Genomic DNA, 25,537 nt, shown 5'->3' on the forward strand with positions numbered 1-25,537 from the left:
CAGTATGGGCTGGGTAACCGACTGGAGTGCGCAGGCGGCCTGTCGCACTACCGATCCGGACGAACTATTCGTACAAGGAGCAGCGCAGAACAGGGCCAAGGCGGTCTGCACCGGGTGTCCGGTGCGCACGGAGTGCCTGGCGGACGCGCTGGACAACCGCGTCGAGTTCGGCGTCTGGGGTGGCATGACCGAGCGGGAGCGCCGTGCGTTGTTGCGCAGGCGGCCGACGGTCACGTCCTGGCGCAGACTGCTGGAGACCGCGCGCACGGAGTACGAACGCGGGGTGGGGCTGTTGCCCGTGCACCTCGACGACGTGCACCTCGATGAGGTGGAGGCGGTGCGCGAGATGGGCGAAGCGCCCGTGCCGTACGAGAGTTACGCGGCCGTCGGGTAGACCGCTCCCGGGGAGCCGGGTGCTCGCACGGGCCGGACGCAGGGGTCCGTGAGGACGGATCGCCGGTCCGGGTGTCACTCGTTCGAATGACGTCGTCATGGGTGTCGCTCCGTCAACACATGGACGTGCAGCGGCGATCCGTGCTAGGGCGTTCCGAGTGCGGTGGCGTCGGTTGCGCGATGGTGGCCGGTGACGCCTTGCGCACGGGCGTGAACCGACCGTGCCTGCACCGGAACTGTCGGGGCGTGAGGCCCGAACGGGGACGTCCTGCACAGGAGGACGCCGTCCCCGGGTGCGGGGTTGCTCCGGCCCGGCGCATTCATCCGTCCGGACGCACGGCTGGGCCCCCGTCGTTCCCCGTTGCCTCAGTCCCGCGGTGGCCGGGTGCCGGCGGCGGGTGTCGTTCCCCCGCCGTCGTCCTGGGCGCCGGCGGCGGCCAGCCGTGCGCCGATGTCGCGCAGGCCCGAGAGGTCGTGCACGTCGCCCGGCAGCGCGGCCACCTCGGCGACCGGCACCTCCGGGTGGAGCGCGGTGAACCGGTCGCGGGTGCGCTGCTCGCGGGCGAGCAGCCGCATGCGTTCGGCGTGCAGGCGTAGCAGGCCGACGGCGAGACGGTCGGATCCGTGCGGGCCGGTCGGCTCCGGCCGCGCGGGGGGCTGGAGGCGCGCGGCACGCGGGCTGGGGGAGCCGGGGAGCTCGGGGGACGCCTCGGGAGCATCGTCGCTCCGCAGTCCAGTCTTCCCGCCCTCCTGATCGACAATGCCGGGCCCGGCAAGATTTTCTTTGCCCGCCCGCTGCCCGTCGCCCCGCCCGGCCCCGGACAGGGTTTCCGCCGCGGCCAGTGCCCGTTCCGCGGAGAGGTGGGCCGCCTCGCTGCCGTGCACCCGGTTGAGGACCAGGCCGGCGAGCGGCATGCGGTCGGCGGCCAGCCGCTCGACGAAGTACGCCGCCTCGCGCAGGGCGTCCTGCTCCGGGGCCGCCACCACGAGGAACGCCGTACCGGGTGCCTGGAGCAGCCGGTAGGTGGCGTCGGCCCGGGTGCGGAAGCCGCCGAACATGGTGTCCATGGCGGTGACGAAGGTCTGCACGTCCCGCAGCAGTTGACCGCCGAGCAGCTTGCCGAGGGCGCCGGTCATCATCGACATCCCGACGTTCAGGAACTTCATCCCGGCCCGGCCGCCGACCTTCGCCGGGGCCATCAGCACCCGGATGAGCTTGCCGTCCAGGAAGGAGCCGAGCCGCCCCGGTGCGTCCAGGAAGTCCAGCGCCGACCGGGACGGCGGGGTGTCCACGACGATCAGGTCCCACTCGTCCCGTGCGCGGAGCTGCCCCAGCTTCTCCATCGCCATGTACTCCTGCGTGCCCGCGAAACCGGCCGACAGGGACTGGTAGAAGGGGTTCGCCAGGATGGCCGCGGCCCGTTCGGGATCGGCGTGCGCCTCGACTATCTCGTCGAAGGTGCGCTTCATGTCCAGCATCATCGCGTGCAGTTCGCCGCCCGCCGCCTCGTCCACGCCCTTCACCCGGCGCGGGACGTTGTCGAGCGCGTCGATGCCCATGGACTGCGCCAGTCGGCGGGCCGGGTCGATGGTGAGGACGACGACCCGGCGGCCCCGCTCGGCGGCCCGCAGCCCGATCGCGGCCGCCGTCGTCGTCTTGCCCACGCCGCCGGCTCCGCAACACACCACGATGCGGGTGCGCGGATCGTCGAGCAGGGGGTCCACGGCGAGGACGCCCCCCTCGCGTCCGGCGGAGGGGCGGTCCCGGTCCGGCTGCCCCGCGGTCGGCGTCATGCGGCGTCCTGCCCCCTCAGCTCCGCGGCGAGCCGGTGCAGGCCCGCCAGGTCCACGCCCTCGGTGAGCAGCGGGAGTTCCCGCAGCGGGAGGCCGGTGTCGGTCAGTACGGCCCGCTGGGCGTGCTCCAGGGCGTGCCGTTCGGCGTACTCGGCGGCCTGGGCCAGCAGCGGGTCGACCAGCCGCTCGGCCCGGCCGCCCCGGCGGGCGCCGCCCAGCCCGGCCGCGGACAGGGCGGCGGCGACCCGGGCGCGCGCGATGCCGGGCCCCTGCCCGCGCACCCGGGCCAGGGAGTCCTCGTCCAACAGCTGCGGGCGGGTCATGTTCATGATGATGCGGCCCACGGGCAGTCGGGCTGCCCGCAGCTCGGCGATGCCGTCGACGGTCTCCTGCACCGGCATCTCCTCCAGCAGCGTCACCAGGTGCACCGCGGTCTGCGGGGACTTCAGCACCCGCATCACGGCCTGCGCCTGGTGGTGCACCGGGCCGATCCGCGCCAGCCCGGCGACCTCGTCGTTGACGTTGAGGAACCGGGTGATCCGACCGGTGGGCGGCGCGTCCATCACCACGTGGTCGTAGACGAACCGGCCCGCCCCGTCCTTGCGGCGGACCGCCTCGCACGCCTTGCCGGTGAGCAGGACGTCGCGCAGGCCGGGGGCGATGGTGGTGGCGAAGTCGACCGCGCCCAGCTTCTTCAGGGCGCGTCCCGCGCCCCCGAGCTTGTAGAACATCTGGAGGTAGTCCAGCAGGGCCAGCTCCGGATCGATGGCCAGCGCGTACACCTCGCCCCCGCCGGGGGCCACCGCGATCCGCCGCTCCTCGTAGGGCAGCGGCTCCGTCTCGAAGAGCTGGGCGATGCCCTGCCGCCCCTCGACCTCCACCAGGAGGGTGCGCTTGCCCTCGGTGGCGAGGGCCAGCGCCCACGCCGCGGCGACCGTGGTCTTGCCGGTACCGCCCTTGCCGCTGACGACCTGGAACCTGCTCACACGGCGAGCCTAACCACTGGCTCCCCGGGCTACGCAGGAGGCCGCCCTCCACAGCGGATACAGTCGCCGCATGACCAAGAAGTGGGAATACGCGACCGTGCCGCTGCTCGTCCACGCGACCAAGCAGATCCTCGACAACTGGGGTCAGGACGGCTGGGAGCTGGTGCAGGTCGTGCCGGGCCCGAACCCGGAGCAGTTGGTGGCCTACCTGAAGCGCGAGAAGTCCGAGTGAGCGGGGCCGTCGAGGCACGGCTGGCCGCGCTGGGGCTGGCGCTGCCGCAGGTCGCCGCACCGCTGGCCGCCTACCAGCCCGCGGTGCGCACCGGTGCGCACGTCTACACCGCCGGCCAGTTGCCGTTGGTGGACGGCACCCTGCCGCTGACCGGCAAGGTGGGGGCCGAGGTCACCGCCGAGGAGGCCAAGGACCTGGCCCGCACCTGCGCCCTGAACGCGCTGGCCGCGGTGAAGTCGGTGGCCGGGGACCTGGACCGGGTCGCCCGGGTGGTCAAGGTGGTCGGGTTCGTGGCCTCCGCCGCGGACTTCACCGGTCAGCCCGGGGTGCTCAACGGCGCGAGCGAACTGCTGGGCGAGGTCTTCGGCGACAAGGGCGTGCACGCCCGCAGCGCGGTCGGCGTCGCGGTGCTGCCCTTGGACGCCCCGGTCGAGGTCGAGGTCCTGGTCGAGCTGACCGACGACTGACGCCCGGGACGTCCCTCCGACCCTCCGCGCACGGCCGCCCGGCCCGCGCCGGGGATCGGGGGGACGCGGGCGGGCGACGGCGCAGCGGGAACTCCCCCGCCCCGCCGCGCGTTTCGGGTACGGGCGGTGAGCGGCCCGTGCCCGTCGGGGGTACGGAGCGGAGCACCCGGCGGTGGGGCCGCCGGGTCGGGGAAGCGGGGGTGCGCGTTCCATGGCCATGGTGGGCCTGTTCTGGATCGTCGAGGGCGATGTGTACGTGGGCGCGAAGCCGTCCGGGGAGTCGCCCGGGGTGCGGCTGACCTCCGAGGGCGTGCTGGCCCTCGGCCACGGGCAGGCCGGGCTCTACCCGTGGGAGGACGTCGGCGCCCTGACGGTGGTGGACGTCCCGGTGAAGTCCCTGAAGCGGCAGGTCGGCGCGGTCGCCGACATGGCCCTGGGCACGGTGCTGGCCTTCGGCGTCGGCAGCGGCGGCGGGGACGACGCCCCGCCGTTGATGACGGTGCGGCTGGCGGCCTTTGGGGACGAACGGGAGCTGGGCGCCTACGCCGCCGCGGCCGTGGGCTACACCGCGACGGAGGTCGAGCTGTCCCGCGCCGTCCTGGCCCGTCTCACCGAGGGCGCCGCGACGATGTCGACGACGCTCGCGGAGATGTCCCGCTGGGGCCGTGCCCGGGAGGGCGGCTCGCCCCGGGCGGGCGAGCGCGAGGCACTGCTGCGGGGATGGGCCGACCGGTAGGGCGTGCCCGCGGGCACCGCCCCCTCGAACATCCGCGCCGCGGCGGATAGCCTCCGGCCATGGCGAACGGGCAGTGGTACCCACCCGAGTGGCCGGATCGCATCCGCGCCCTGGCCGACGGCACCCTCGTGGTCGCCCCGCCACGGCGGGCCGCCACCGTGATGCTGTTGCGGGACGCCCCGGACGGTCCCGAGGTGCACCTGTTGCGCCGCCGCACCTCGATGGCCTTCGCCGGGGGCGCGTACGCGTACCCCGGGGGCGGCGTCGACGACCGCGACCACGACCGTGCGCTGCGCTGGGCCGGCCCTCCGCGCGCCTGGTGGGCGTCCCGGCTGGGGGTCGACGAGGCCACCGCGCAGGCGATCGTGTGCGCAGCCGTCCGGGAGACCTTCGAGGAGGCCGGGGTGCTGCTCGCCGGACCCGGCCCGGACACGGTGGTCGCCGACACCACCGGTGCGGCCTGGGAGGCCGAACGGGCCGCCCTGGTGGCCCGGGAGACCTCGTTCGCGGCGTTCCTGGACCGGCACGGCCTGGTGCTGCGCGCGGACCTGCTGGGCGCCTGGGCGCGTTGGATCACGCCCGAGTTCGAGCCGCGCCGCTACGACACCTGGTTCTTCGTCGCCGTGCTCCCCGCCGGCCAGCGCACCCGTGCGGTGTCCACGGAGGCCGACCGCACGGTGTGGACCGCGCCCGCCCGGGCCGCCGCCGGGTACGACCGGGGCGAGCTGACGATGATGCCGCCGACCATCGCGACCCTGCGCCGCCTGACCGGGTTCCGCACCGCCGGCGCCGCCCTGGCCGCCGCCCCCGCGCAGGACCTGACCCCGGTGCTGGCCCGGGCCCGGCTGGAGGGCGACCGGGTGCTGCTGACCTGGCCGGGGCACGAGGAGTTCGCCAAGACGGTGCCCGCCCACGGCGCCGGCGGGACCGAGGAGGCACGATGACCGCGGCCGACGCGCTGCCCGGCCAGCCGCGCGGCGCGGTGGTCTCCGGCCCCGCCACCGCCCGGGCGGTGAACGTCCTGGCGCCGAACCCCTCGGCGATGACCCTGGACGGCACCAACACCTGGATCGTCGCCGAACCGGACTCCCCGCTCGCGGTGGTGATCGACCCCGGGCCGCTGGACGAGGCGCACCTGCGCGCGGTGCGCGCGACGGCCGAGCGGGCCGGCAAGCGGATCGCGCTGACCCTGCTGACCCACGGCCATCCCGACCACGCCGAGGGCGCCGGCCGGTTCGCCGCACTGACCGGCACCCCGGTGCGCGCCCTCGACCCCGCGCTACGGCTGGGCGACGAGGGGCTGGCCGCCGGGGACGTGATCACCACCGGCGGGCTGGAGCTGAGGGTGGTGCCCACCCCGGGGCACACCGCGGACTCGCTCTGCTTCCACCTCCCGGCGGACCGGGCGGTGCTCACCGGGGACACCGTCCTCGGCCGGGGCACCACGGTGGTCGCCCACCCGGACGGCCGCCTCGGCGACTACCTGGACTCGCTGCGCCGGCTGCGGTCGCTGACGGTCGACGACGGGGTGCGCACGGTCCTGCCGGGGCACGGGCCGGTGCTGGAGGACGCCCAGGGCGCCATGGAGTTCTACCTGGCGCACCGCGCCCACCGGCTCGCCCAGGTGGAGACGGCGGTCGAGGCCGGCTTCCGCACCCCGGCCGAGGTCGTCGCCCGGGTGTACGCGGACGTGGACCGCTCGCTGTGGCCGGCGGCGGAACTGTCGGTACGGGCCCAGCTGGCGTACCTGGGCGAGCACGGGCTCATCCCGTAGCCCGTCCCGCACGCACGCGTGCCGGACGGTCCACCCGGACCGTCCGGCACGCGTGCGTGCGGGTGCGTCAGCGCGAGCGCTTGGCGAGGCGCTCCACGTCCAGCAGGATCACCGCGCGGGCCTCCAGGCGCAGCCAGCCCCGCCCGGCGAAGTCGGCCAGCGCCTTGTTGACCGTCTCGCGGGAGGCGCCGACGAGCTGGGCCAGTTCCTCCTGGGTGAGGTCGTGCACCACGTGGATGCCCTCCTCCGACTGCACGCCGAAGCGGCGCGACAGGTCCAGCAGGGCGCGGGCCACCCGGCCGGGCACATCGGAGAAGACCAGGTCGGACATCTGGTCGTTGGTCTTGCGCAGTCGGCGGGCGACCGCGCGCAGCAGGGCGGCGGCCACCTCGGGGCGGGCCTTCAGCCAGGGCTGGAGGTCGCCGTGGCCGAGGCCGAGCAGCTTGACCTCGGTCAGCGCGGTGGCGGTGGCGGTGCGGGGGCCCGGGTCGAACAGCGACAGCTCGCCGATCAACTCGCCGGGGCCGAGCACGGCCAGCATGTTCTCGCGGCCGTCCGGGGACGTCCGGTGGAGCTTCACCTTGCCCTCGGTGACCACGTACAGGCGGTCCCCGGGGTCGCCCTCGTGGAAGAGGGCGTCGCCGCGCGCGAGGGTCACCTCACTCATGGAGGCGCGCAGCTCCGCGGCCTGCTCGTCATCGAGCGCCGCGAAGAGCGGGGCGCGCCGCAGAACGTCGTCCACGAGTTCTCTCCTTGTCGACCTGACTCAGGGGTCCGTGCTCCCCATCTTGCCGGACGGTCCAAACAGTGTGATCAGTCACAAGTCTGCCGTACGTACGTCCCGGGCAGTGCTCCTGGGGGCCAATTGGGCGCCGATCCTCCAGGTCCCGGGCGGGTGGTGGTGCAGGGCTTTAGGCTGGCCGGGTGTCCAAATCACCAGTGAGAGCACAGGGTAAGGAGGCTGCCCAGGTGAGGGCAGGGGATGATTCCGCTGTGGGCGAACAATCGTCCAACGGGACCGCGAAACAGACAAAACGGGCGGGCGTGGCGCGGGGGCGCACCGCCTCCACCACGCCCCGCCGCTCCGCGACGAAGGGCGCCGCGCCCCCGGCCGCGACCCGTGCGAAGCGTCCCGAATCCCGCACCGCGCTCGTCCGCCGGGCCCGCCGGATCAACCGCGAGCTGGCCGAGGTCTACCCGTACGCGCACCCCGAGCTGGACTTCGAGGACAGCTTCCAACTCCTGGTCGCCACGGTGCTCTCCGCGCAGACCACCGACCTGCGGGTCAACCAGACCACCCCCGCGCTCTTCGCCGCCTACCCCACCCCCGAGGACCTCGCCGCGGCCGACCCGGCCCAGGTGGAGGAGGTGATCCGACCGACCGGTTTCTTCCGTGCCAAGACCAAGTCGATCATCGGGCTCTCGGTCGCCCTGCGCGACGACTTCGGCGGCGAGGTGCCGGGCACCCTGGAGGAACTCGTCAGGCTCCCGGGAGTCGGCCGCAAGACCGCCTTCGTGGTCCTCGGCAACGCCTTCGGCCGGCCCGGGATCACCGTGGACACCCACTTCGGCCGGCTGGTGCGGCGCTGGAAGTGGACCGAGGAGACCGACCCCGACAAGGTCGAGGCCGCGGTCGGCGCGCTCTTCCCCAAGAGCGACTGGACCATGCTGTCCCACCGGGTCATCTTCCACGGCCGCCGCATCTGCCACGCCCGCAAGCCCGCCTGCGGCGCCTGCCCCATCGCCCCGCTCTGCCCCGCCTACGGCGAGGGCGAGACCGACCCCGACAAGGCCGCCAAGCTGCTCAAGTACGAGAAGGGCGGCCACCCCGGGCAGCGGCTTCGCCCGCCGCAGTCCTACCTCGACGCCGGCGGCCGGCCCGCCCCGCCGCTGGGCGCCGCCCCCGGGGCGGCCGGGTGAGCGCTCCCGTCCGGGGAGCGTCCGCACGGGGAGGAGAAGGCCCGGAACGATACGGGGGCGCACGCACGTTGTTGCTACGGAGACGGGGGTGCCGGGGGTGCCGATGACGTACACGGGCGGCGACAACACCGACGAGGGCGGTGGACGGGAGCCGGCGACGGTCGCGGTCGACAGCGCGGGGCTGCCCGGCTGGCTCGCCCCGGTCGCCCGGGCCGCCGAGACCGTGCGACCGCCGCAGCTCAGCCGCTTCCTGCCGCCCGCGGACGGCGGGGGCCGCCAGTCCGCCGTCCTGGTCCTCTTCGGAGAGGGCGAGCGCGGCCCCGAACTCCTGCTGATGGAGCGCGCGGGCTCGCTGCGCTCCCACGCCGGCCAGCCCGCCTTCCCCGGCGGCGTCCTCGACCCCGCCGACGGCGACCCGCAGGGCGACGGCCCGGTGCGGGCCGCGCTGCGGGAGGCGTGGGAGGAGACCGGACTCGACCCCGCCGGGGTGCAGGTCTTCGGCGTGCTGCCCAAGCTCTACATCCCCGTCAGCGGGTTCGTGGTCACCCCTGTCCTCGGTTGGTGGCGCGAGCCCAGCCCGGTCGGGGTGGTCGACCCGGCGGAGACGGCCCGGGTCTTCACGGTTCCCGTGGCGGATCTCACGGACCCCGACAAACGCGCCACCGTCGTGCACCCGATGGGGCACTCCGGGCCCGCGTTCCTCGTCGAGCGGGCCCTGGTCTGGGGGTTCACCGCCGGGGTCATCGACCGGTTGCTGCACTACGCCGGCTGGGAACGCCCCTGGGACCCCTCCCGGCACGTCCCCCTGGACTGGAGCGCGTGACACAGTGGGCGTCCGCGTGCACACGTCCCGTGGCGGGACGGGCGCGGGGGCGACGATCCGCGAGGCAAGGCGAGGCGTGAAACGGTGAATGTGCTCGACATCCTGCTGTTGGTGGCAGCCGTGTGGTTCGCCGTCGTCGGCTACCGGCAGGGCTTCGTCGTCGGCATCCTGTCGGTGATCGGCTTCCTCGGCGGGGGGCTCGTCGCCGTCTACCTGCTGCCCGTCGTCTGGGACGCCGCCACCGACGACGCCGAGGTCGGCACCACCGCGGCCGTCGTCGCGGTGGTGGTCGTCATCGTCTGCGCCTCCGTCGGCCAGGCGTTCACCACCCACCTCGGCAACCGGCTGCGCCGCCACATCACCTGGTCACCGGCGCGCGCCCTGGACGCCACCGGCGGCGCCCTGGTCAACGTGGTGGCGATGCTGCTGGTGGCCTGGCTGATCGGCTCGGCGCTCGCCGGCACCACCCTGCCGACGGTGGGCAAGGAGGTCCGCAGCTCCAAGGTCCTCCTCGGGGTCTCCCGGGCACTGCCCGACCAGGCCGACACCTGGTTCGCCGACTTCTCCTCGGTGCTCGCGCAGAACGGCTTCCCCCAGGTGTTCAGCCCCTTCGCCAACGAGCCGATCCAGGAGGTCAGGCCGCCCGATCCGGAGCTCGCCCGGAGCGCGGTCGCCACCCACGCCAAGCGCTCCATCGTGAAGGTCCTGGGCACCGCGCAGAGCTGCAACAAGGTCCTCGAAGGCACCGGTTTCGTCTTCGCCGAGCGGCGGGTCATGACCAACGCCCACGTGGTCGGCGGGGTCGAGGAGCCCACCGTGCAGATAGGGGGCGAGGGACGGCTGTACGACGCCAAGGTCGTGCTCTACGACTGGGAACGGGACATCGCCGTCCTCGACGTGCCCGACCTGAAGGCGCCCGCCCTCCAGTTCGTCACCGACCGCGAGGCAGAGAGCGGCTCCGGGGCCATCGTCGCCGGCTTCCCCGAGAACGGCGCGTACGACGTGCGGCCCGCCCGGGTGCGCGGCCGGATCACCGCCAACGGCCCCGACATCTACCACCGGGGCACCGTCCGACGGGACGTCTACTCGCTGTACGCGACCGTGCGCCAGGGCAACTCCGGCGGCCCCCTGCTGACCCCGGACGGGCGGGTGTACGGGGTCATCTTCGCGAAGTCGCTGGACGACCCGGACACGGGGTACGCGCTCACCGCGGACGAGGTCCGCGAGGACGTCCGACTGGGCCGCAGCGCCGCTCAGCAGGTGGACAGCCAGAGCTGCGCGCTGTAGCGCCCCGAGGGGGCGTCAGTTGCGCGGATGGCGCAGCCGGGCGGAGACCCAGCGCGCGCGCCGGCGCAGGATGCGCGGGATGCCCATGGCCTCGCCGGGACTCCCGCTCGTCCGCGGTCCCGCGCCGCGCGGGCGCAGGGCCCGGCGGTCGTCGCGTGCAGCCGTGTCACTGTGGTCGTGCGTCCAGCCCATACCCGACGTGTGCCCTGCCCCCGAGCACGGTAACCGCCCTCCCGGCACCGAATCGGGCGCGTGCGCGGGGCGCGTGACCGGGCGTCGGACGGGTGTTCAGCGGTCCGGTTCGGGGTCCTTCAACCAGCCGATGAGCTCCTGGGAGAAGCCCGTCGGGTCCTCCTCGTGCGGGAAGTGCCCCACCCCGTCGAAGAGTCGCCAGCGGTAGGGCGCTTCCACGTACTGCCCGGAGCCGGCCGCGCTGCGGGTGCGCATCACCGGGTCGAGGGAACCGTGCAGGTGCAGGGTCGGCACCCGCACCGGGCGCTTCATCCGGCGGTTGAACTGGAAGCCGTCCGGCCGGGCCAGGGAGCGCACCAGCCACCGGTACGGCTCGATCGAGCAGTGCGCGGTGGACGGGATGCACATCGCCCGCCGGTACGCCTCCAGCACCGGGTCGGGGAAGGCGTCGATCCGGGGCCCGGACCAGTCCTGGATCAGCTCGCCGACCAGGGCGCCCTCGTCGGCGACGAGCTGACGCTCCGGCAGCCAGGGCCGCTGGAACCCCCAGACGTGCCGGCCGGCCGCGGTCTGCCGGACGTCCGACAGCATCGCCGACCGCCAACGCCGGGGGTGCGGCATCGAGGAGACGGCGAGCCGCCGCACCAGCTTGGGCCGCATCACGGCCGCCGTCCACGCCAGGTAGCCGCCGAGCCCGTGCCCCACCAGCGCGGCGTCGGGCTCGCCGAGGGAGCGGACCACCCCGGTGATGTCCAGGGCGAGGTTCGCCGGGTCGTAGCCGCGGGGGGTGCGGTCGCTGCCGCCCACCCCGCGCAGGTCCATCGCCACCGCCCGGAACCCGGCGTCGGCGAGGTCCACCAGCTGGTGGCGCCAGGCCCACCAGAACTGGGGGAAGCCGTGCAGCAGCAGGACCAGGGGCCCCTCGCCGAGTTCCGCGATGTGGAAGCGCGCCCCGTTGGCGGCGACGTCGCGGTGCGTCCAGGGGCCCTCGATCCGTACGAGCGGGGGCTGCTGCGACGAGGGGGTGGCCGGGTCGGTCATGAGGACGAGCGTGCCACAAGCTCGGGTGCGTCGAAGAACTCGTCCTCCGCGGCCGGCCTCGGGTGCGGCCTGGCGTGCTGGAGCACCGCCGCGGTCTGCTTGGCGGAGGCGGCGACCTTCTGCGGCCCCTTGCCCTTCTTGGCCTTCTTGGCGAAGGCCAGGCCGACCAGGCCGAGCACCACCGCGACCAGGACGTTGGCGGCGAACGACAGCAGGAAGCAGACGGACAGGTGCCAGCCGCTCCACGCCTGGATGCCGTGGGCGAGCGCGAAGCTCAGCATCGGCAGCGAGAACAGCAGCACGGTGCCGGCGGCGATGAAGGCGCCGCCGCTGACCACGCCGCGCTTGACGTCCTGCCGCAGTTGGGCCTTGGCCAGGGCGATCTCGTCGTGCACCAGCGCCGACATCTCGCTGGTGGCGTTGGCCACCAGCGTGCCGAGGCTGCGTTCGGCGCCCACGGGGGCCTCCGGTGCGCTCATCGCGTACTCCCTCTGTCCGGTGTTCCGGTACGTGCGGTCAGGGCGGCGGCAGCTCCGGGGTGGGGCGCGCCGACCGGGCGCCCTCGTCGCACCGTGCGGCGATGACGCTGTGATGTCCGATCATGCCGGACTGTCGTCCCGGTCGCCCGCCCCGGCCGTCACCCGCGCGAGCCTGCGGTGCTCCGCGGCCTTGCGCTCGTGGATCTCCGCCATGCGCAGGTGGTACTCGGGCTTGTCCTGCTCGTACACGTCGGGGATGCCGTCGAGGTCCTCGTCCCGGTTCTCGTCGTCCCACAGGGCACGGTACTTGGCGTTGCGGACCTTCAGCAGGACGCCGGCGAGGAGCGCCGCGATCAGGGAGCCGGTCAGCACCGCGGCCTTCACCTCGGCGGTGAGCGCCGGATCGTCGGCGAAGGCCAACTCCCCGATCAGCAGCGAGACGGTGAAGCCGATGCCAGCCAGGGTGGCCACCGCGAACACGTCGGGCCAGCTGAGGTCCTCGCTCAGGGAGGCGCGGGTGAAGCGGGCGGTGAGCCAGGTCCCGCCGAAGATGCCGAGGGCCTTGCCGACCACCAGGCCGAGGACCACCCCCAGCGTCTCGGGCTGGGTGAACACCTCGGCGAGCGCCCCGCCGGACACCGGGACCCCGGCGCTGAAGAGCGCGAACAGCGGCACGGCCAGCCCCGCCGAGACGGGCCGCACCAGGTGCTCGACGTGCTCGCCGGGGGAGACCGTCTCGCCCTCGCGGCGGGTGCAGCGCAGCATCAGGCCCATGGCGACTCCGGCGATGGTGGCGTGCACGCCGCTGTTGTACATCAGCCCCCAGACGACCAGGGCCAACGGCACGTACACGTACCACCCGCGGACGCCCTTGCGCAGCAGCAGCCAGAACACGACGAGCCCCAACAGGGCGCCGCCGAGGGCGGCGAAGTCCAGGTCGCTGGTGAAGAACACCGCGATGATGAGGATGGCGAACAGGTCGTCGACGACGGCGAGCGTCAGCAGGAAGGCGCGCAGCGCGGACGGCAGCGAGGTGCCGATGACGGCCAGCACGGCGAGTGCGAAGGCGATGTCCGTGGCGGTGGGCACCGCCCACCCGCCGGTGTCGCCGCCGCCGGCGAGGTTGGTGACCAGGTACACCAGCGCCGGTACGGCCATGCCGCACAGCGCGGCGACCACCGGGAGGACGGCGGCCCGGGGGTCGCGCAGGTCGCCGGCGACGAGTTCGCGCTTGAGTTCGATGCCGGCGACGAAGAAGAAGACGGCGAGGAGGCCGTCGGCCGCCCAGTGCTGCACGGAGAGGTCCAGGCCGAGTGCGGCGGGCCCGAGGTGGAAGTCCCGCACCGACTGGTAGCTGTCGCTCAGCGGGCTGTTCACCCAGACCAGGGCGGTGACCGCGGCGACCAGCAGGAGGACCCCGCCGACCGTTTCGGTGCGCAGGGCTTCCGCGACGAAGTTCCGCTCGGGCAGCGAGAGTCGTCCGAGGATCTTGCGGGGGGTGCGGGGCGCGGCCACGGGGTGCAGACCTCCAGGTCGTGTTCGACGGCCCAGTCAGCGGTCGCCGACTGCGCTGCCGACCAGACTTCCCGGCGCACCCGTACTGCCGCGTCGAGGAGGTCGGACGGTCCGGTGGCACCCCGATGGGGCGTCCACCGCGATCTTTACGCGACCTTGACGCGACGTACAGCCTACCTGGTGGTCCGACGGGCGTACTGGATGATCTGCACCTTACGCGCGGAAGGGGCGTCCGGCGCGCGCGAGCGGGGTGCGCTCACGGGCCGGTACGCCCCTTCCGACGGGTCGTGCCGGAGGCTCAGTCCTCGCTGGGGGTGGCCGGCAGCTCGGTCTGGATGAGGTCCATGACCGAGGAGTCGGTGAGCGTGGTGACGTCGCCCAGCTCGCGGTTCTCCGCCACGTCGCGCAGCAGTCGCCGCATGATCTTGCCGGAACGGGTCTTGGGCAGTTCCGCCACCGGCAGGATGCGCTTGGGCTTGGCGATCGGGCCGAGGGTGGCGCCCACGTGGTTGCGCAGGGCGGCGACGAGGCCCTCGTCCTCGGGGTCGGCGTTGCCGCGCAGGATCACGAAGGCCACGATGGCCTGGCCGGTGGTCTCGTCCGCCGCGCCGACGACCGCGGCCTCGGCGACCGAGGGGTGGGAGACCAGCGCGGACTCGACCTCGGTGGTGGAGATGTTGTGCCCGGAGACCAACATCACGTCGTCCACCCGGCCCAGCAGCCAGATGTCGCCGTCCTCGTCCTTCTTGGCGCCGTCACCGGCGAAGTAGGTGCCCTCGAAGCGGGACCAGTAGGTGTCGAGGAAGCGCTGGTCGTCGCCCCAGATGGTGCGGAGCATGGACGGCCACGGCTCGGTGAGCACCAGGTAGCCGCCGCCCCCGTCGGGGACCTCGTTCGCCTCGTCGTCCACCACGGTCGCGGAGATGCCGGGCAGCGGGCGCTGTGCCGAGCCGGGCTTGGTCTCGGTGACCCCCGGCAGCGGCGAGATCATCATGGCGCCGGTCTCGGTCTGCCACCAGGTGTCGACGATCGGACAGCGGTCGCCGCCGATGTGCTTGCGGTACCAGACCCACGCCTCGGGGTTGATCGGCTCGCCGACCGAACCGAGCACCCGCAGGCTGCTCAGGTCGAACTTGGCCGGGATGTCGTCGCCCCACTTCATGAAGGTGCGGATGGCGGTGGGCGCCGTGTAGAGGATCGTCACGCCGTACTTCTGGACGATCTCCCAGAACCGGCCCTGGTGCGGGGTGTCCGGGGTGCCCTCGTACATGACCTGGGTGGCGCCGTTGGCGAGCGGGCCGTAGGTGATGTAGGAGTGGCCGGTGACCCAGCCGATGTCGGCGGTGCACCAGTAGACGTCGGTCTCCGGCTTGAGGTCGAAGACGGCGTGGTGGGTGTAGGCGGCCTGGGTGAGGTAGCCGCCGGAGGTGTGCAGGATGCCCTTGGGCTTCCCGGTGGTCCCCGAGGTGTAGAGGATGAACAGCGGGTGCTCGGCGTCGAACGCCTCGGGGGCGTGCTCGGTGGACTGGCGGCCGGTGATCTCGTGCCACCACACGTCGCGGCCCTCGGTCCAGGCGACGTCCTCGCCGGTGCGGCGGACGACCAGGACCTTCTCGACGCCCTCCACCCGGGTGAGCGCCTCGTCCACGGCGGGCTTGAGGGCGGACGGCTTGCCGCGGCGGTAGCCGCCGTCCGCGGTGATGACGACCTTGGCGTCGGCGTCCCGGATGCGGGTGGCGATGGCGTCGGCGGAGAAGCCGCCGAAGACCACCGAGTGGGTGGCGCCGATGCGGGCGCACGCGAGCATCGCGACGACCGCCTCCGGGATCATCGGCAGGTAGACCGCGACCCGGTCGCCCGCGCGCACGCCCAGCTCGGTGAGGGCGTGGGCGGCCTGCGAGACCTCGTCCTTCAGCTGGGCGTAGGTCACGGCACGGCCGTCGCCCGGCTCGCCCTCGAAGTGGATGGCGACCCGGTCGCCGTTGCCGGCCTCGACGTGCCGGTCGACGCAGTTGTAGGCGACGTTCAGCTTGCCGTCCTGGAACCACTTGGCGAACGGCGGGTTCGACCAGTCCAGGGTCTCGGTGGGCTCGGTCGCCCAGGTCAGGCGGCGGGCCTGCTCGGCCCAGAAGCCGAGCCGGTCAGCCTTGGCCTGCGCGTACGCCTCCGCCGTGACGTTGGCGTGCGCGGCCAGCTCCGCGGGAGGCGAGAACCTGCGCTCTTCTCGCAGCAGGTTGGCCAGGCTTTCGTTGCTCACGACTTCTCCCTTTCCCAGGAGGTCCGATCCGCTGTGTCCCGCGCCACAGCTCACCAGAACCAGGGGTGCGCTGACAAGGGCTGGCAGGAAATTGGTTTAGACCTATGTGACGTTCCTCTCGGCTGGGTGACGGGGGTGACGCGGGTGGTCCGGGGGGTGTCCCCGCCCGTGGTGGGGCCGGGCGGGGGCGGACTTCCGGTCAGCCGCGGGGGACGGTCGCGAGGGGGTCGGTGCCGTGCCCGACGGGGGTTCCGTCGGATGGTTCCTCCGGTGCGTCCACTCGGGTGAAGGTGGTTCCGCACGGGTCGAGCAGATAGGACTGGGCCTCGCCCACGTGGAAGTACATCCCGTACAGGGCGAGGGAGCGGTCGGCGAGCCGACGGGCCACCGACTCGTGTGCGCGCAGATGGGCGAGTTGCTGCACCACATGGGTGAGGCAGAGCCGTTCGAGCGGGTCGCTCGGGGCGGTGCGGCGCCCGCGGAGTCGGGGCGCGGGGTCGGCGGAGCGCATCCGGTGCAGGCTGGGCAGGCCGTGGCGCAGCCAGCGGCGCAGCGGGGTGCGGCCGTCCTCCTGGGGGGTGTCGGTCGCGAGCAGCGCCTGCATGGCGCCGCAGCCGGAGTGCCCGCAGACGGTGACGGAGCGGACCTCCAGGACGTCCACGGCGTACTCGATGGCGGCGGCCACCGAGTCGTCGGCGCCGGTGGCGCCGGGCGGAGGCACCAGGTTGCCGACGTTGCGCACCACGAACAGCTCGCCGGGCCGGCTGGAAGTGATCATCGAGGTGAGCAGGCGGGAGTCTGCGCAGGCGAGGAAGAGCTGGGAGGGGCGCTGCCCCTCGCGGGCGAGCCGGGCCAGTTCGCCGCGGACCAGGGGGGCGGTGTGGCGTTGGAAGGCGCCGATCCCGCTGGCGAGCGGGTGGGCGTCGGGGGGCGGGTCGGCGGTGGGGTGCGGGGGCGGACCGTGGGGTCCGGTGCAAGGGGTGGGGGTGGTCGGCATGTCCCGTCTCCTCCGGGCGGCGCGGTCGCGGACAGGGGCCCGACCGGGCCCGTGGGGGCGCGGTGCGGGCGGCTCGCGGCCGTGGGGTCACGGCGTTGCAGCGGCGGGATGGATCAACGTTGGGTAAACGGATCGTCATCCAGAGTAAAGAACGGGACCGAACACCTGCATCAAAAGGGGGAGTCGTTCACCTGGAGGGGTGAATGAGTAATTTAGTCGGCTTGTCATACAAAAGGATCGGTATTCCCGTGCGACTTTGGCCGCGCCCAGATTTGTCGTACAGGAAGAAGGTGGGCGGATGGCCGCCACCCAGAGGTTCGCCGCGGGCATCGCCGTGACCGCGGCCTGCGCCGTGGCCCTGTCCGGCTGCGGCGACGCCGAGCACACCGGTGCCGAGCGGGTCGCAGCCCCGGAGAAGAAACCGGCCGCAGCGCCCAAGACCGCGGTCCGGCTGATCGGCGACGGCTCCACCGCCTTCACCGGCGCCCAACCGAAACTGCCGCGCCCCGAACGGCTGGCGCCCGGTCAACGCCCGCCCCAGTTCGTGGTCTTCTCCTGGGACGGCGCGGGCGAGGACGGTCAGCGGCTGTTCTCGCACTTCCGCAAGGTGGCGAAGGCCAACAACGCCACCATGACCTACTTCCTCAGCGGGGTCTACATGCTCCCGGAGGAGAAGCGGAAGCTCTACGACCCGCCCCAACACAACGCCGGCAGCTCCGACATCGGCTTCAACGACGTCGAGGGGATCAGGGACACCGTCGAGCAGTTGCGCGGTGCCTGGCTGGAGGGCAACGAGGTCGGCACCCACTTCAACGGCCACTTCTGCGGGAGCAGCGGCGGGGTCGGCGAGTGGTCGGTCCAGGAGTGGAAGAGCGAGATCGCCCAGGCCAAGTCCTTCGTGACCTCCTGGAAGACCAACGCCGGCCTGAAGGACGTCGAGCCCCTGCCGTTCGACTACGAGAAGGAACTCATCGGCGCCCGCACCCCCTGTCTGGAGGGGCAGAAGAACTTCATGGCCGCCGCGCGTGAGTTGGGCTTCCGCTACGACACCAGCGGGGTCAACGACCAGGTGTGGCCGAAGAAGAAGGACGGGTTGTGGGACCTGTCCATGCAGTTGGTCCCGGTCCCCGGGCGGTCCTTCGAGACCCTGACGATGGACTACAACTTCATGGTCAACCAGTCCGGTACGACCTCGCAGGGCGATCCGTCGATGCACGAGTACTGGGGCGACCAGATGCGTGACGGGCTCCTCCAGGGCTTCGACCGCGCCTACGCGGGCAACCGCGCGCCCCTGATCATCGGCAACCACTTCCAGTCCTGGAACGGCGGCACCTACATGCGTGCCATCGAGGAGACCATCGAGACGGTGTGCAACAAGAAGGAGGTGCGTTGCGTGTCCTTCCGCCAACTCGCCGACTGGCTCGACGCCCAGGACCCCGCGACGCTCGACCGGCTGCGCACCCTGAAGGTCGGTCAGGCGCCGCCGGGCGGCTGGGCGGCCTACCTCTCGGCCCGGCCGGCGCCCGCCCCGAAGGGCGTGCCCGGCGCGCCCGCCGACGGGGAGCGCTGAGCCGGCGCGGCGCCGGGCGGGGCGGGGCGCGTGCCGCCCCGCCCGGGCCTCATCCCACCGGCTGCTGCTCGCGCAGCACGAACGCCGGGTCGACCTGGGAGGCGAGGTCGATCCCGGTCCGCCCGTTGCCCCAGGACCGCGCGTTGCGCAGGTGGAACTGCACCATCTGGCTGGTGTAGCGGTCCCAGTCGCGGGCGGCGTACGTCGCGTCGACGGCGTCCTTGAGGGTGCGCAGGGCGGTGCGGTCGGCGGGCTCCAGCAGCTCGAAGCGGCGCGGGCGCCCCTTCTCCATGGAGCGCACCCAGTCCGAGTGGCCCACGGTCACCAGCAGGTCGTCGCCGACCTCCTGGCGCAGGAAGTCGACGTCGTCCGGGCCCTGGACCTTGTTGCCGACGACCCGGAGGGTCACCCCGAAGTCCCGTGCGTACTCCTTGTACTGGCGGTAGACCGAGACCCCCTTGCGGGTCGGTTCGGCCACCAGGAAGGTCATGTCGAAGCGGGTGAACATGCCCGAGGCGAAGGAGTCCGAACCGGCCGTCATGTCGACCACCACGTACTCGTCGCGCCCGTCGACCAGGTGGTTCAGGCACAGTTCCACCGCGCCCGTCTTGGAGTGGTAGCAGGACACCCCCAGGTCCGCTTCGGTGAACGGCCCGGTGACCATCAGGCGCACGGCGGAGCCGTCGAGTTCGACGGGACGGGCGCAGGCGTCGTACACCGGGTTGTTCTCGCGGACGCGCAGCAGGCGCGAACCCTCACCGGGCGGCGTGGTCTTGATCATCGTGTCGGCGGAGGCGATCCGCGGGTTGGAGCCCCGCAGGTAGTCCTTGATCAGCGGGAGCCGGGCGCCCATCGCGGGCAGCCGGGCCGCGGTGTCGTCGTCGAGGCCGAGGGCGGCGCCCAGGTGCTGATTGATGTCGGCGTCGACCGCGATGACCGGCGCCCCGGTCGCGGCGAGGTGCCGCACGAAGAGCGAGGACAGGGTGGTCTTGCCGCTGCCGCCCTTCCCAACGAAAGCAGTTTTCATGTTCAGTAAGCCTACTGGTCGACCGGCGCCCGACCGTGAACACGCGTGAAGAAGACCACTCCATCGTGGGGTGCGGCCGGTGGGTGCGTAGGGTCGTACTCATGAGTACGACAGGTGCCCGCCCCGATCCGCTGGCCGCCCTCGGGGAACTGCCCCGGGTGACCGAATCCGTGGCGGCGGTCCGTCGCGCGGTGGACCGCGCCTACGGCCACCGCGTCATGCGGCGGCGCAGCAACGAGGTCGCCTCGGAGGCGGCACTGCGGGGCGCGCGCGGTTCGGCCGCGCTCTCGGGGGCGGACTGGGCGCTGGAGGAGGTGCGCCGGCGCAGCGACTTCGGGGTGGACGAGCAGGCGCGCACGGTCGGCGCCGCCCTGCGGGTCTCCGCCGAGGCGGGCCAACTCCTGTCCGTCTGGCGCCAGTCCCCCCTGCGGGTGCTGGCGCGACTGCACCTGGTGGCCGCCCCGGACCGGGGCGCCGCGGCGGGGCGCCCCCGCCTGCCGGGCGAGCCGGTGGACGAGCCCCTCGTCGAACTCCCGTTGCCCGAGGCGGACGAGGTCGCCGCGCGGCTGGACGGGCTGGCGGAGCTGGTCGTCGCGGGCGGTTCGGCGCCCGCGCTGGTGACGGCCGCGGTGGTGCACGGGGAACTGCTGGCGCTGCGCCCCTTCGGCTCCCGCAACGGGCTGGTCGCACGGGCGGCGGAACGGATCGTGCTGATCGGCAGCGGCTTGGACCCCAGGGCGATCTGCCCGGCGGAGGTGGGCCATGCCGAACAGGGGCGCGCCTCCTACGCGGCGGCGCTGGCCGGCTACGCCTCGGGCACGGCGGAGGGCGTGGCGGGGTGGATCGCGCACTGCGGCCGGTCGGTGGAGCTCGGCGTGCGGGAGTCGACCGCGGTCTGCGAGGCCCTGCAACGGGGCGCCGCCTGAGGCGGCTTCCCCGGGCGTGGAGGGCCCGGAAAGGGTTGCGGCGACACGAGTGCTCGTGTCGCCGCTGGCACGTCCACCGGGTTACCAGGCGTCCTCGATGTGTTGCCCATCAGGGCGGGGACTTCGCCCGTCACCTGGTGCGGCTGGCCCGTATTCGACGGGTCGACGTCGCGTGGGTGCCCGGTCTCCGTGCTCGGTCCGTGGGGCCTCGGTTGCTGTCCGGGGTGATCCTCTCGGATGCCCCTGGTCTCGCGGGCCGTTGACTCCTTTGTACTCCTGCGGCGAAGGAAGCGGAACCCTTTGCCTCACTTCTTTACCCTCACCCTCAAAAGGTGCGGAAACGGACGGTCCGTGCACGCGGCCCGGTCAGGCCGCCGTCGGTCGCCGCCTGCTGGCGTACCAGACCAGCCCGGCCGCCGCCGCCGCGCCCACCGCCGCGGCGGCGATCAGGGCCGGGCGGCGCGGCACCCGCAGGGCGGGGATGCGCTGCTTCAGCCGCACGGGTCGGTGGAAGTCGAGGATCGGCCACTCGCGGGCCAGCGCCTCCCGGCGCAGCGCCCGGTCGGGGTTCACCGCGTGCGGGTGGCCGACCGCCTCCAGCATCGGCAGGTCGGTGACCGAGTCGCTGTACGCGTAGCAGCGGGCGAGGTCGTACCCCTCGGCCCGGGCCAACTCCCGGATCGCCTCGGCCTTGGTGGGGCCGTAGGCGTAGTACTCGATCTCCCCGGTGAAGCAGCCGTCCTCGCCCACGACCATCCGGGTGGCCACCACCCGGTCGGCGCCGAGCAACTCCCCGATGGGCTCCACGACCTCGGCGCCCGAGGTCGAGACGATCACCACGTCGCGGCCGGCGGTGTGGTGCTCCTCGATCAGGGAGGCGGCCTCGTCGTAGATGATCGGGTCGATGAGGTCGTGCAGCGCCTCGGCGACGATCTCCTTGACCTGTTGGACGTTCCACCCCCGGCAGAGCGCGGAGAGGTACTCGCGCATGCGCTCCATCTGTTCGTGGTCGGCCTCCCCGGCGAGGAACACGAACTGGGTGTAGGCGGTGCGCAGCACGGCCCGTCGGTTGATCAGGCCGCCGTGATAGAAGGACTTGCCGAAGGTGAGCGTGCTCGACTTCGCAATGACCGTCTTGTCCAGGTCGAAGAAGGCGGCTGTGCGGGGCAACGAGTGGTTTTCCACGGCTTGAGCATAGGCGCCCACCATTCGGCGTAAGCCCCGGCGCGTGGGTTTGCCTGAGAGGGCCTTCGGGTACACCATGGAAGTCACGGATCGTTCGCGACCGTGCTAACCCGGCCCGACTCCTCCCCCCCCGAGTCGGCCGTGGGGACGACCCCCGCTCTCCCCCCCGGCGGGGGTCGTCGCATGTCCCGACCGATTTCGTCCCATTTTTCCGACACGTGTGTGCGAGCGTTGCTGCTCGACGACGGGCGGGCACTCCGGTGCCCGCCCGTTCGCACGTCCGGTCGGGCCCGTCCGCGGTCACGCTGGGTCATGGCTCCGGCCGGTGTCGAGGGGTTAACCGCGGGGTCCGGTCGTCACCGGTTCGAGTGATGAAGTTATTCACAGGTCGGCCTCCGTCCACGGTTTTTGACCAAGATCCACACGATTTCCGGGATCGGCGCATCGTGATTCCGGCGCGGTCGACCGTGGAGTTCCACGGTGCGCCGGGTGGTGGTTCGCGCGGCCGGATTCCGGTGCTCGCGAGCGACGAACGGAACGGAACTCGGAACTCCGCGCCACGGGCGCGGGGATTGCCGGGCCCGGAACGCCCCGGCCCCGCGGTCGCGCCGCAGTGAGGACGCGCGCCGTGCCCGCCCGGCGGGCACCGCGTCCGACGACGGCGACGGGCCCTGCGCGGGCCCGGACGGAACGGGGGACGAGATGGGCAGGGACACGACCACGGGACGGGGCGGCGGACGGGGCCGGAGCACGGCGCCGGCACGGGGCGCCCCCGGTGCCGACCGGACCGAACCCGGAGCACCGCTGGTGCTCACCGAGGACCCGGACCTCCTCGACGACCTGCTGCGGCTCTGCGCGGCGGCGGGCACCCGGGCCGCGGTCCGGCCCGGGCCACCGGACACCGCAGGGTGGGAGAGCGCCCCGTTGGTCATCGTCGGGGACGACGCCGTGCCCCGGGTCCGGGGCGCCGCGCGCCGCCCGGACGTGCTGTTGGTGAGCCGTGCCCCGGACGACCCCGGGCGCTGGCGGCGCGCGGTCGAGGTCGGCGCCCACCACGCCCTCCTGCTGCCGCAGGACGAACCGTGGCTGGTCGACCGGATCGCCGATGTCGCCGAGGGCGCCGGACGCCCCGCCCTGACGGTCGGGGTGCTCGGCGGCACCGGCGGAGCCGGGGCCTCCACCCTCGCCTGCGCCCTCGCCCTCGCCTCGGCCCGCAGGGGCCGCCGCACCCTGCTGGTGGACGCCGACCCGCTCGGCGGCGGCCTCGACGTCCTGCTGGGCGGCGAAGCCGCCGAAGGACTGCGCTGGCCCGCCTTCGCCGGCTCCCGGGGCCGGGTCGGCGGCGGCGCGCTGGAGGAGGCCCTGCCCGCCCTGCACGGCCTGCGGGTCCTCAGCTGGGGCCGGGACGGGGACGCGGCCCCGGTGCCCCCGGACGCGGTGCGCGCCGTCCTGGCCGCCGCCCGCCGGCGCGACGGCACGGTCGTCGTGGACCTCCCGCGGCGGGTCGACGCCGGAGCGGCCCAGGTGCTCGCCCAACTGGACCTCGGGCTCCTGTTGGTGCCCCGCGGGCTGCGCCCGGTCGCGGCCGCCGGGCGGATGGCGACCGCGGTCCGCCCCGTGCTGCGGGACCTGCGGGCGGTCGTGCCGGCCGGACGGCGGCCCCCGGGCGGCCCGGACGGCGCCGGCACCGCCCGGCTGCTCGACCTGCCCTACGCGGGAGAACTCCCCCGGGAACCGGGGCTTCGGACGGCCCGGGAGGCCGGCCGGCCGCCCGGCCACGACCCGCGGGGACCGCTCGCCCGGTTCTGCGCGGCCTTCTGGGACCGGGTCGCGCCCGTCGCCCCCGGCCCGGACGGAGCGGGCGCATGAGCGCGACAGCCGGCGGGCACCTCCTCGACGGCGTGCGCCAGTGGCTCGCCCGCAGCGGGCTGGACGCCACCCCGGCCCATGTCGCCGAAGCGCTGCGGGCCCAGTCCGTCGTCCTCGGTGACGCCGAACTCCTCGGCACCACGGAGCGGTTGCGCTCCGAACTGGTGGGCACCGGACCGCTGGACCCCCTGCTCGCCGACCCGGAGGTCACCGACGTCCTGGTCTCCGCGCCCGACCGGGTGTGGGCCGACCGGGGGCGCGGACTGCACCTGACCGGGATCGCGTTCCCCGACGCCGCAGCGGTCCGCCGGCTCGCCCAACGCCTCGCCGCCGCGGCCGGCCGCCGACTCGACGACGCCCGCCCCTGGGTCGACGCCCGACTGCCCGACGGCACCCGGCTGCACGCCGTGCTGCCGCCCGTCGCGGTCGGCTCGACCTGCCTGTCCCTGCGGGTGGCCCGACCCCGCGCCTTCACCCTCGACGAACTGGTGGCCGCCCGCACGGTGCCCCCGGGCGGCGACCGCCTCCTGCGGGCCCTGCTGGACGCCCGGTTGTCCTACCTGGTCAGCGGGGGCACCGGCACCGGGAAGACGACGCTGCTGAGCACCCTGCTCGGGCTCGTCGCCCCCGGCGAACGCATCGTCCTCGCCGAGGACTCCGCGGAGCTGCGCCCCGAGCACCCCCATGTGGTCAGGCTGGAGGCCCGGCCCGCCAACCAGGAGGGCGCGGGCCTGGTGAGCCTGCGGGACCTGGTGCGCCAGGCACTGCGGATGCGCCCCGACCGCCTCGTGGTCGGCGAGGTGCGCGGCGGCGAGGTCCTGGACCTGCTCGCCGCGCTCAACACCGGTCACGAGGGCGGCTCGGGCACCCTGCACGCGAACGCCGCCGCCGCGGTACCGGCCCGGCTGGAGGCGCTCGCCATGGCCGCCGGGCTGGGCCGGGCCGCCCTGCACAGCCAACTCGCCGCCGCGGTGTCGGTGGTGCTCCACCTGGTGCGGGACCGCCGGGGAGGGCGCCGGGTCGCCGAGGTGCGGGTACTGGAACGCGACCCCTCGGGCCTGGTGGTGACGGCCCCCGCGCTGCGGTGGGCGCCCGGTGGGTTCACCCGCGAGCGGGGCTGGCCCCGGCTGCGGGAACTGCTCGGGGAGGCCCTGTGACCGCCCCGACCCCCGGCGCACCCGGATGGACGGCCCTGTTCTGGGCGCTCGCGCTCTGCGCCGCCGCCCTGGCGACGGCGGCCCGGGCCCGTCGGGCGGGGCGTGCCCGGCACAGGCGGGTGCTCCTCGCCCCGCCGGGGGCGGCCGAGGCACCGAACCCGTACGGAGCCGCTGTCGCGCGTCTGCTCGGACGGGCGCGGGGACGGGTCGGAGGCGAGGCGTGGCTCCTGGCCGGCGGCGCGGTGCTGGCCCTCGCGGGAGGCTCGCCCGTCCCGCTGGTCCTGGCCGTGCTGGCGGTGCCGCCGGCCCGGCGGGCGCTTCGCGGACGGGCCCGGCGGATCGCCCGGGAGCAGCGGGCGGACGAGGTGATCGCGCTGTGCGCCGCGCTGGTGGGCGAGGTGCGGGCCGGACGCCAGCCGGGCGAGGCCCTGGTGGCACTGACCGGGGCGTCCGGCAGCGGACTCGGCGGCCACCGCGAACGGGTCCTGGCCGCCGCCCGGTTCGGCGGGGACGTGCCCCGCACCCTGGCCGGCGCGGCCCTCGAACCGGGGGCCGAGGGGTTGCGCGGGCTCGCCGCCTGCTGGCGGGTGGCGGTCGACCGGGGCGCGGGGCTCGCCGCCGGACTGGAACGGGTGGAGAACGCGCTGCGGGCGGAGCGGGAGCGGCGCGGTGAACTGCGCGCCGGGTGCGCGGCGGCCCGGGCGACCGCGGTGCTGCTCGCCGGACTGCCGGCGGTGGGGCTGCTGTTCGGCTGGGCGCTCGGCGCGCAGCCCCTCCGGGTGCTGCTGCACACCGGCGCCGGGCTGCTGTGCCTGGGCGCGGGGGCGGCCTTGGAGACGGCGGGGCTGTGGTGGGCGTCGCGGATCGTACGGGGCGCCGAGCGGTGAGGGCCCGCCTCCGGCGGACGGGC

General features: G+C 74.0%; 25 protein-coding genes. 14 read left to right on the top strand and 11 right to left on the bottom strand.

Features of this window, described 5'->3' with window-relative positions:
• The first annotated feature begins 4 nt into the window (after positions 1 to 4).
• Entirely contained in the window at positions 5 to 394 is a 390-nt protein-coding gene (locus ABT092_RS00525; protein ID WP_351238149.1) for a WhiB family transcriptional regulator, read from the top strand.
• A gap of 365 nt (positions 395 to 759) precedes the next feature.
• On the opposite strand, the gene bagB is transcribed toward ABT092_RS00525, so the two are convergent.
• Both bagB and bagA read right to left on the bottom strand, forming a co-directional pair.
• On the bottom strand, positions 760 to 2,187 hold the full coding sequence (gene bagB / locus ABT092_RS00530; protein ID WP_351238151.1) for an ATPase BagB: 1,428 nt from the start codon (positions 2,185 to 2,187) through the stop codon (positions 760 to 762).
• Positions 2,184 to 3,173 (bottom strand): ATPase BagA, encoded by a 990-nt coding sequence (gene bagA / locus ABT092_RS00535; protein WP_351238153.1) that lies wholly within the window; start codon positions 3,171 to 3,173, stop codon positions 2,184 to 2,186. The genes bagB and bagA overlap by 4 nt, the downstream gene beginning before the upstream one ends.
• Positions 3,174 to 3,243: 70 nt before the next feature.
• Here bagA and sp36 point away from each other — a divergent pair, with 70 nt between their 5' ends.
• The 5 genes from sp36 (at position 3,244) to ABT092_RS00560 (ending at position 6,382) form a co-directional block, all read left to right on the top strand.
• On the top strand, positions 3,244 to 3,405 hold the full coding sequence (gene sp36 / locus ABT092_RS00540) for a Sp36 family protein (protein WP_351238155.1): 162 nt from the start codon (positions 3,244 to 3,246) through the stop codon (positions 3,403 to 3,405).
• Positions 3,402 to 3,872: a RidA family protein gene (locus ABT092_RS00545; protein WP_351238157.1), complete on the top strand. Its 471-nt coding sequence runs from the start codon at positions 3,402 to 3,404 to the stop codon at positions 3,870 to 3,872. The genes sp36 and ABT092_RS00545 overlap by 4 nt, the downstream gene beginning before the upstream one ends.
• A 211-nt stretch (positions 3,873 to 4,083) precedes the next feature.
• The gene (locus tag ABT092_RS00550; protein ID WP_351238159.1) at positions 4,084 to 4,608 is read left to right on the top strand and encodes a hypothetical protein; all 525 of its coding nucleotides are present in this window, start codon (positions 4,084 to 4,086) and stop codon (positions 4,606 to 4,608) included.
• 59 nt (positions 4,609 to 4,667) lie between these two features.
• Positions 4,668 to 5,552: an NUDIX hydrolase gene (locus ABT092_RS00555; RefSeq protein WP_351238160.1), complete on the top strand. Its 885-nt coding sequence runs from the start codon at positions 4,668 to 4,670 to the stop codon at positions 5,550 to 5,552.
• Positions 5,549 to 6,382: an MBL fold metallo-hydrolase gene (locus tag ABT092_RS00560; protein ID WP_351238162.1), complete on the top strand. Its 834-nt coding sequence runs from the start codon at positions 5,549 to 5,551 to the stop codon at positions 6,380 to 6,382. Before ABT092_RS00555 ends, ABT092_RS00560 begins: the two co-directional genes overlap by 4 nt.
• A 67-nt stretch (positions 6,383 to 6,449) precedes the next feature.
• On the opposite strand, the gene ABT092_RS00565 is transcribed toward ABT092_RS00560, so the two are convergent.
• The gene (locus ABT092_RS00565; RefSeq protein ID WP_351238164.1) at positions 6,450 to 7,124 is read right to left on the bottom strand and encodes a Crp/Fnr family transcriptional regulator; all 675 of its coding nucleotides are present in this window, start codon (positions 7,122 to 7,124) and stop codon (positions 6,450 to 6,452) included.
• Positions 7,125 to 7,426: 302 nt separating this feature from the next.
• On the opposite strand from ABT092_RS00565, the gene nth reads away from it, so the two are divergent.
• The 3 genes from nth (at position 7,427) to ABT092_RS00580 (ending at position 10,412) form a co-directional block, all read left to right on the top strand.
• Complete coding sequence (gene nth / locus ABT092_RS00570; protein ID WP_502968367.1) at positions 7,427 to 8,302, top strand: endonuclease III; 876 nt, start codon at positions 7,427 to 7,429, stop codon at positions 8,300 to 8,302.
• Between the two features lie 103 nt (positions 8,303 to 8,405).
• Positions 8,406 to 9,125: an NUDIX hydrolase gene (locus ABT092_RS00575; RefSeq protein ID WP_351238168.1), complete on the top strand. Its 720-nt coding sequence runs from the start codon at positions 8,406 to 8,408 to the stop codon at positions 9,123 to 9,125.
• Between the two features lie 84 nt (positions 9,126 to 9,209).
• Entirely contained in the window at positions 9,210 to 10,412 is a 1,203-nt protein-coding gene (locus tag ABT092_RS00580) for a MarP family serine protease (protein ID WP_351238170.1), read from the top strand.
• A gap of 15 nt (positions 10,413 to 10,427) precedes the next feature.
• Here the strand turns inward: ABT092_RS00580 and ABT092_RS00585 are convergent, their stop codons facing one another.
• The 6 genes from ABT092_RS00585 to ABT092_RS00610 all read right to left on the bottom strand — a co-directional run bounded on the left by ABT092_RS00585 (position 10,428) and on the right by ABT092_RS00610 (position 16,893).
• Entirely contained in the window at positions 10,428 to 10,604 is a 177-nt protein-coding gene (locus tag ABT092_RS00585) for a hypothetical protein (RefSeq protein WP_351238172.1), read from the bottom strand.
• 96 nt (positions 10,605 to 10,700) lie between these two features.
• On the bottom strand, positions 10,701 to 11,645 hold the full coding sequence (locus ABT092_RS00590) for an alpha/beta fold hydrolase (protein ID WP_351238174.1): 945 nt from the start codon (positions 11,643 to 11,645) through the stop codon (positions 10,701 to 10,703).
• Positions 11,642 to 12,124, bottom strand: a complete 483-nt coding sequence (locus tag ABT092_RS00595; RefSeq protein WP_351238176.1) for a phage holin family protein — start codon at positions 12,122 to 12,124, stop codon at positions 11,642 to 11,644. The genes ABT092_RS00590 and ABT092_RS00595 overlap by 4 nt, the downstream gene beginning before the upstream one ends.
• A gap of 120 nt (positions 12,125 to 12,244) precedes the next feature.
• Positions 12,245 to 13,639: a Na+/H+ antiporter NhaA gene (gene nhaA / locus ABT092_RS00600; RefSeq protein WP_351238178.1), complete on the bottom strand. Its 1,395-nt coding sequence runs from the start codon at positions 13,637 to 13,639 to the stop codon at positions 12,245 to 12,247.
• A 298-nt stretch (positions 13,640 to 13,937) separates the two neighbouring features.
• The gene (acs, locus tag ABT092_RS00605) at positions 13,938 to 15,896 is read right to left on the bottom strand and encodes an acetate--CoA ligase (RefSeq protein ID WP_351238180.1); all 1,959 of its coding nucleotides are present in this window, start codon (positions 15,894 to 15,896) and stop codon (positions 13,938 to 13,940) included.
• Between the two features lie 199 nt (positions 15,897 to 16,095).
• The gene (locus tag ABT092_RS00610) at positions 16,096 to 16,893 is read right to left on the bottom strand and encodes a carbonic anhydrase (RefSeq protein ID WP_502968359.1); all 798 of its coding nucleotides are present in this window, start codon (positions 16,891 to 16,893) and stop codon (positions 16,096 to 16,098) included.
• Between the two features lie 298 nt (positions 16,894 to 17,191).
• On the opposite strand from ABT092_RS00610, the gene ABT092_RS00615 reads away from it, so the two are divergent.
• Positions 17,192 to 18,463 carry a polysaccharide deacetylase family protein gene (locus tag ABT092_RS00615; RefSeq protein WP_351238182.1) on the top strand — a complete coding sequence of 424 codons (1,272 nt, stop codon included), beginning with the start codon at positions 17,192 to 17,194 and terminating at the stop codon, positions 18,461 to 18,463.
• A 49-nt stretch (positions 18,464 to 18,512) separates the two neighbouring features.
• Here the strand turns inward: ABT092_RS00615 and ABT092_RS00620 are convergent, their stop codons facing one another.
• Positions 18,513 to 19,490, bottom strand: a complete 978-nt coding sequence (locus ABT092_RS00620; protein ID WP_351238184.1) for an ATP-binding protein — start codon at positions 19,488 to 19,490, stop codon at positions 18,513 to 18,515.
• A gap of 101 nt (positions 19,491 to 19,591) precedes the next feature.
• Between ABT092_RS00620 and ABT092_RS00625 the strand changes: the two genes are divergently transcribed.
• A complete protein-coding gene (locus ABT092_RS00625; RefSeq protein ID WP_351238186.1) occupies positions 19,592 to 20,416 on the top strand; it encodes a Fic family protein in 825 nt (274 codons plus the stop codon).
• Between the two features lie 366 nt (positions 20,417 to 20,782).
• Here ABT092_RS00625 and ABT092_RS00630 read toward each other — a convergent pair whose 3' ends face one another.
• Positions 20,783 to 21,625, bottom strand: a complete 843-nt coding sequence (locus ABT092_RS00630; RefSeq protein ID WP_351238188.1) for an HAD family hydrolase — start codon at positions 21,623 to 21,625, stop codon at positions 20,783 to 20,785.
• A gap of 678 nt (positions 21,626 to 22,303) precedes the next feature.
• Here ABT092_RS00630 and ssd point away from each other — a divergent pair.
• The 3 genes from ssd to ABT092_RS00645 are packed head-to-tail and all read left to right on the top strand — an operon-like array spanning position 22,304 to position 25,514.
• A complete protein-coding gene (ssd, locus tag ABT092_RS00635; protein ID WP_351238190.1) occupies positions 22,304 to 23,470 on the top strand; it encodes a septum site-determining protein Ssd in 1,167 nt (388 codons plus the stop codon).
• On the top strand, positions 23,467 to 24,627 hold the full coding sequence (locus ABT092_RS00640; protein WP_351238192.1) for a TadA family conjugal transfer-associated ATPase: 1,161 nt from the start codon (positions 23,467 to 23,469) through the stop codon (positions 24,625 to 24,627). The genes ssd and ABT092_RS00640 overlap by 4 nt, the downstream gene beginning before the upstream one ends.
• A complete protein-coding gene (locus ABT092_RS00645) occupies positions 24,624 to 25,514 on the top strand; it encodes a type II secretion system F family protein (RefSeq protein ID WP_351238194.1) in 891 nt (296 codons plus the stop codon). The genes ABT092_RS00640 and ABT092_RS00645 overlap by 4 nt, the downstream gene beginning before the upstream one ends.
• Positions 25,515 to 25,537 lie beyond the last annotated feature (23 nt).

The organism is Streptomyces sp. NPDC002490 (genome assembly GCF_040296045.1).
Taxonomy (GTDB): domain Bacteria; phylum Actinomycetota; class Actinomycetes; order Streptomycetales; family Streptomycetaceae; genus Streptomyces.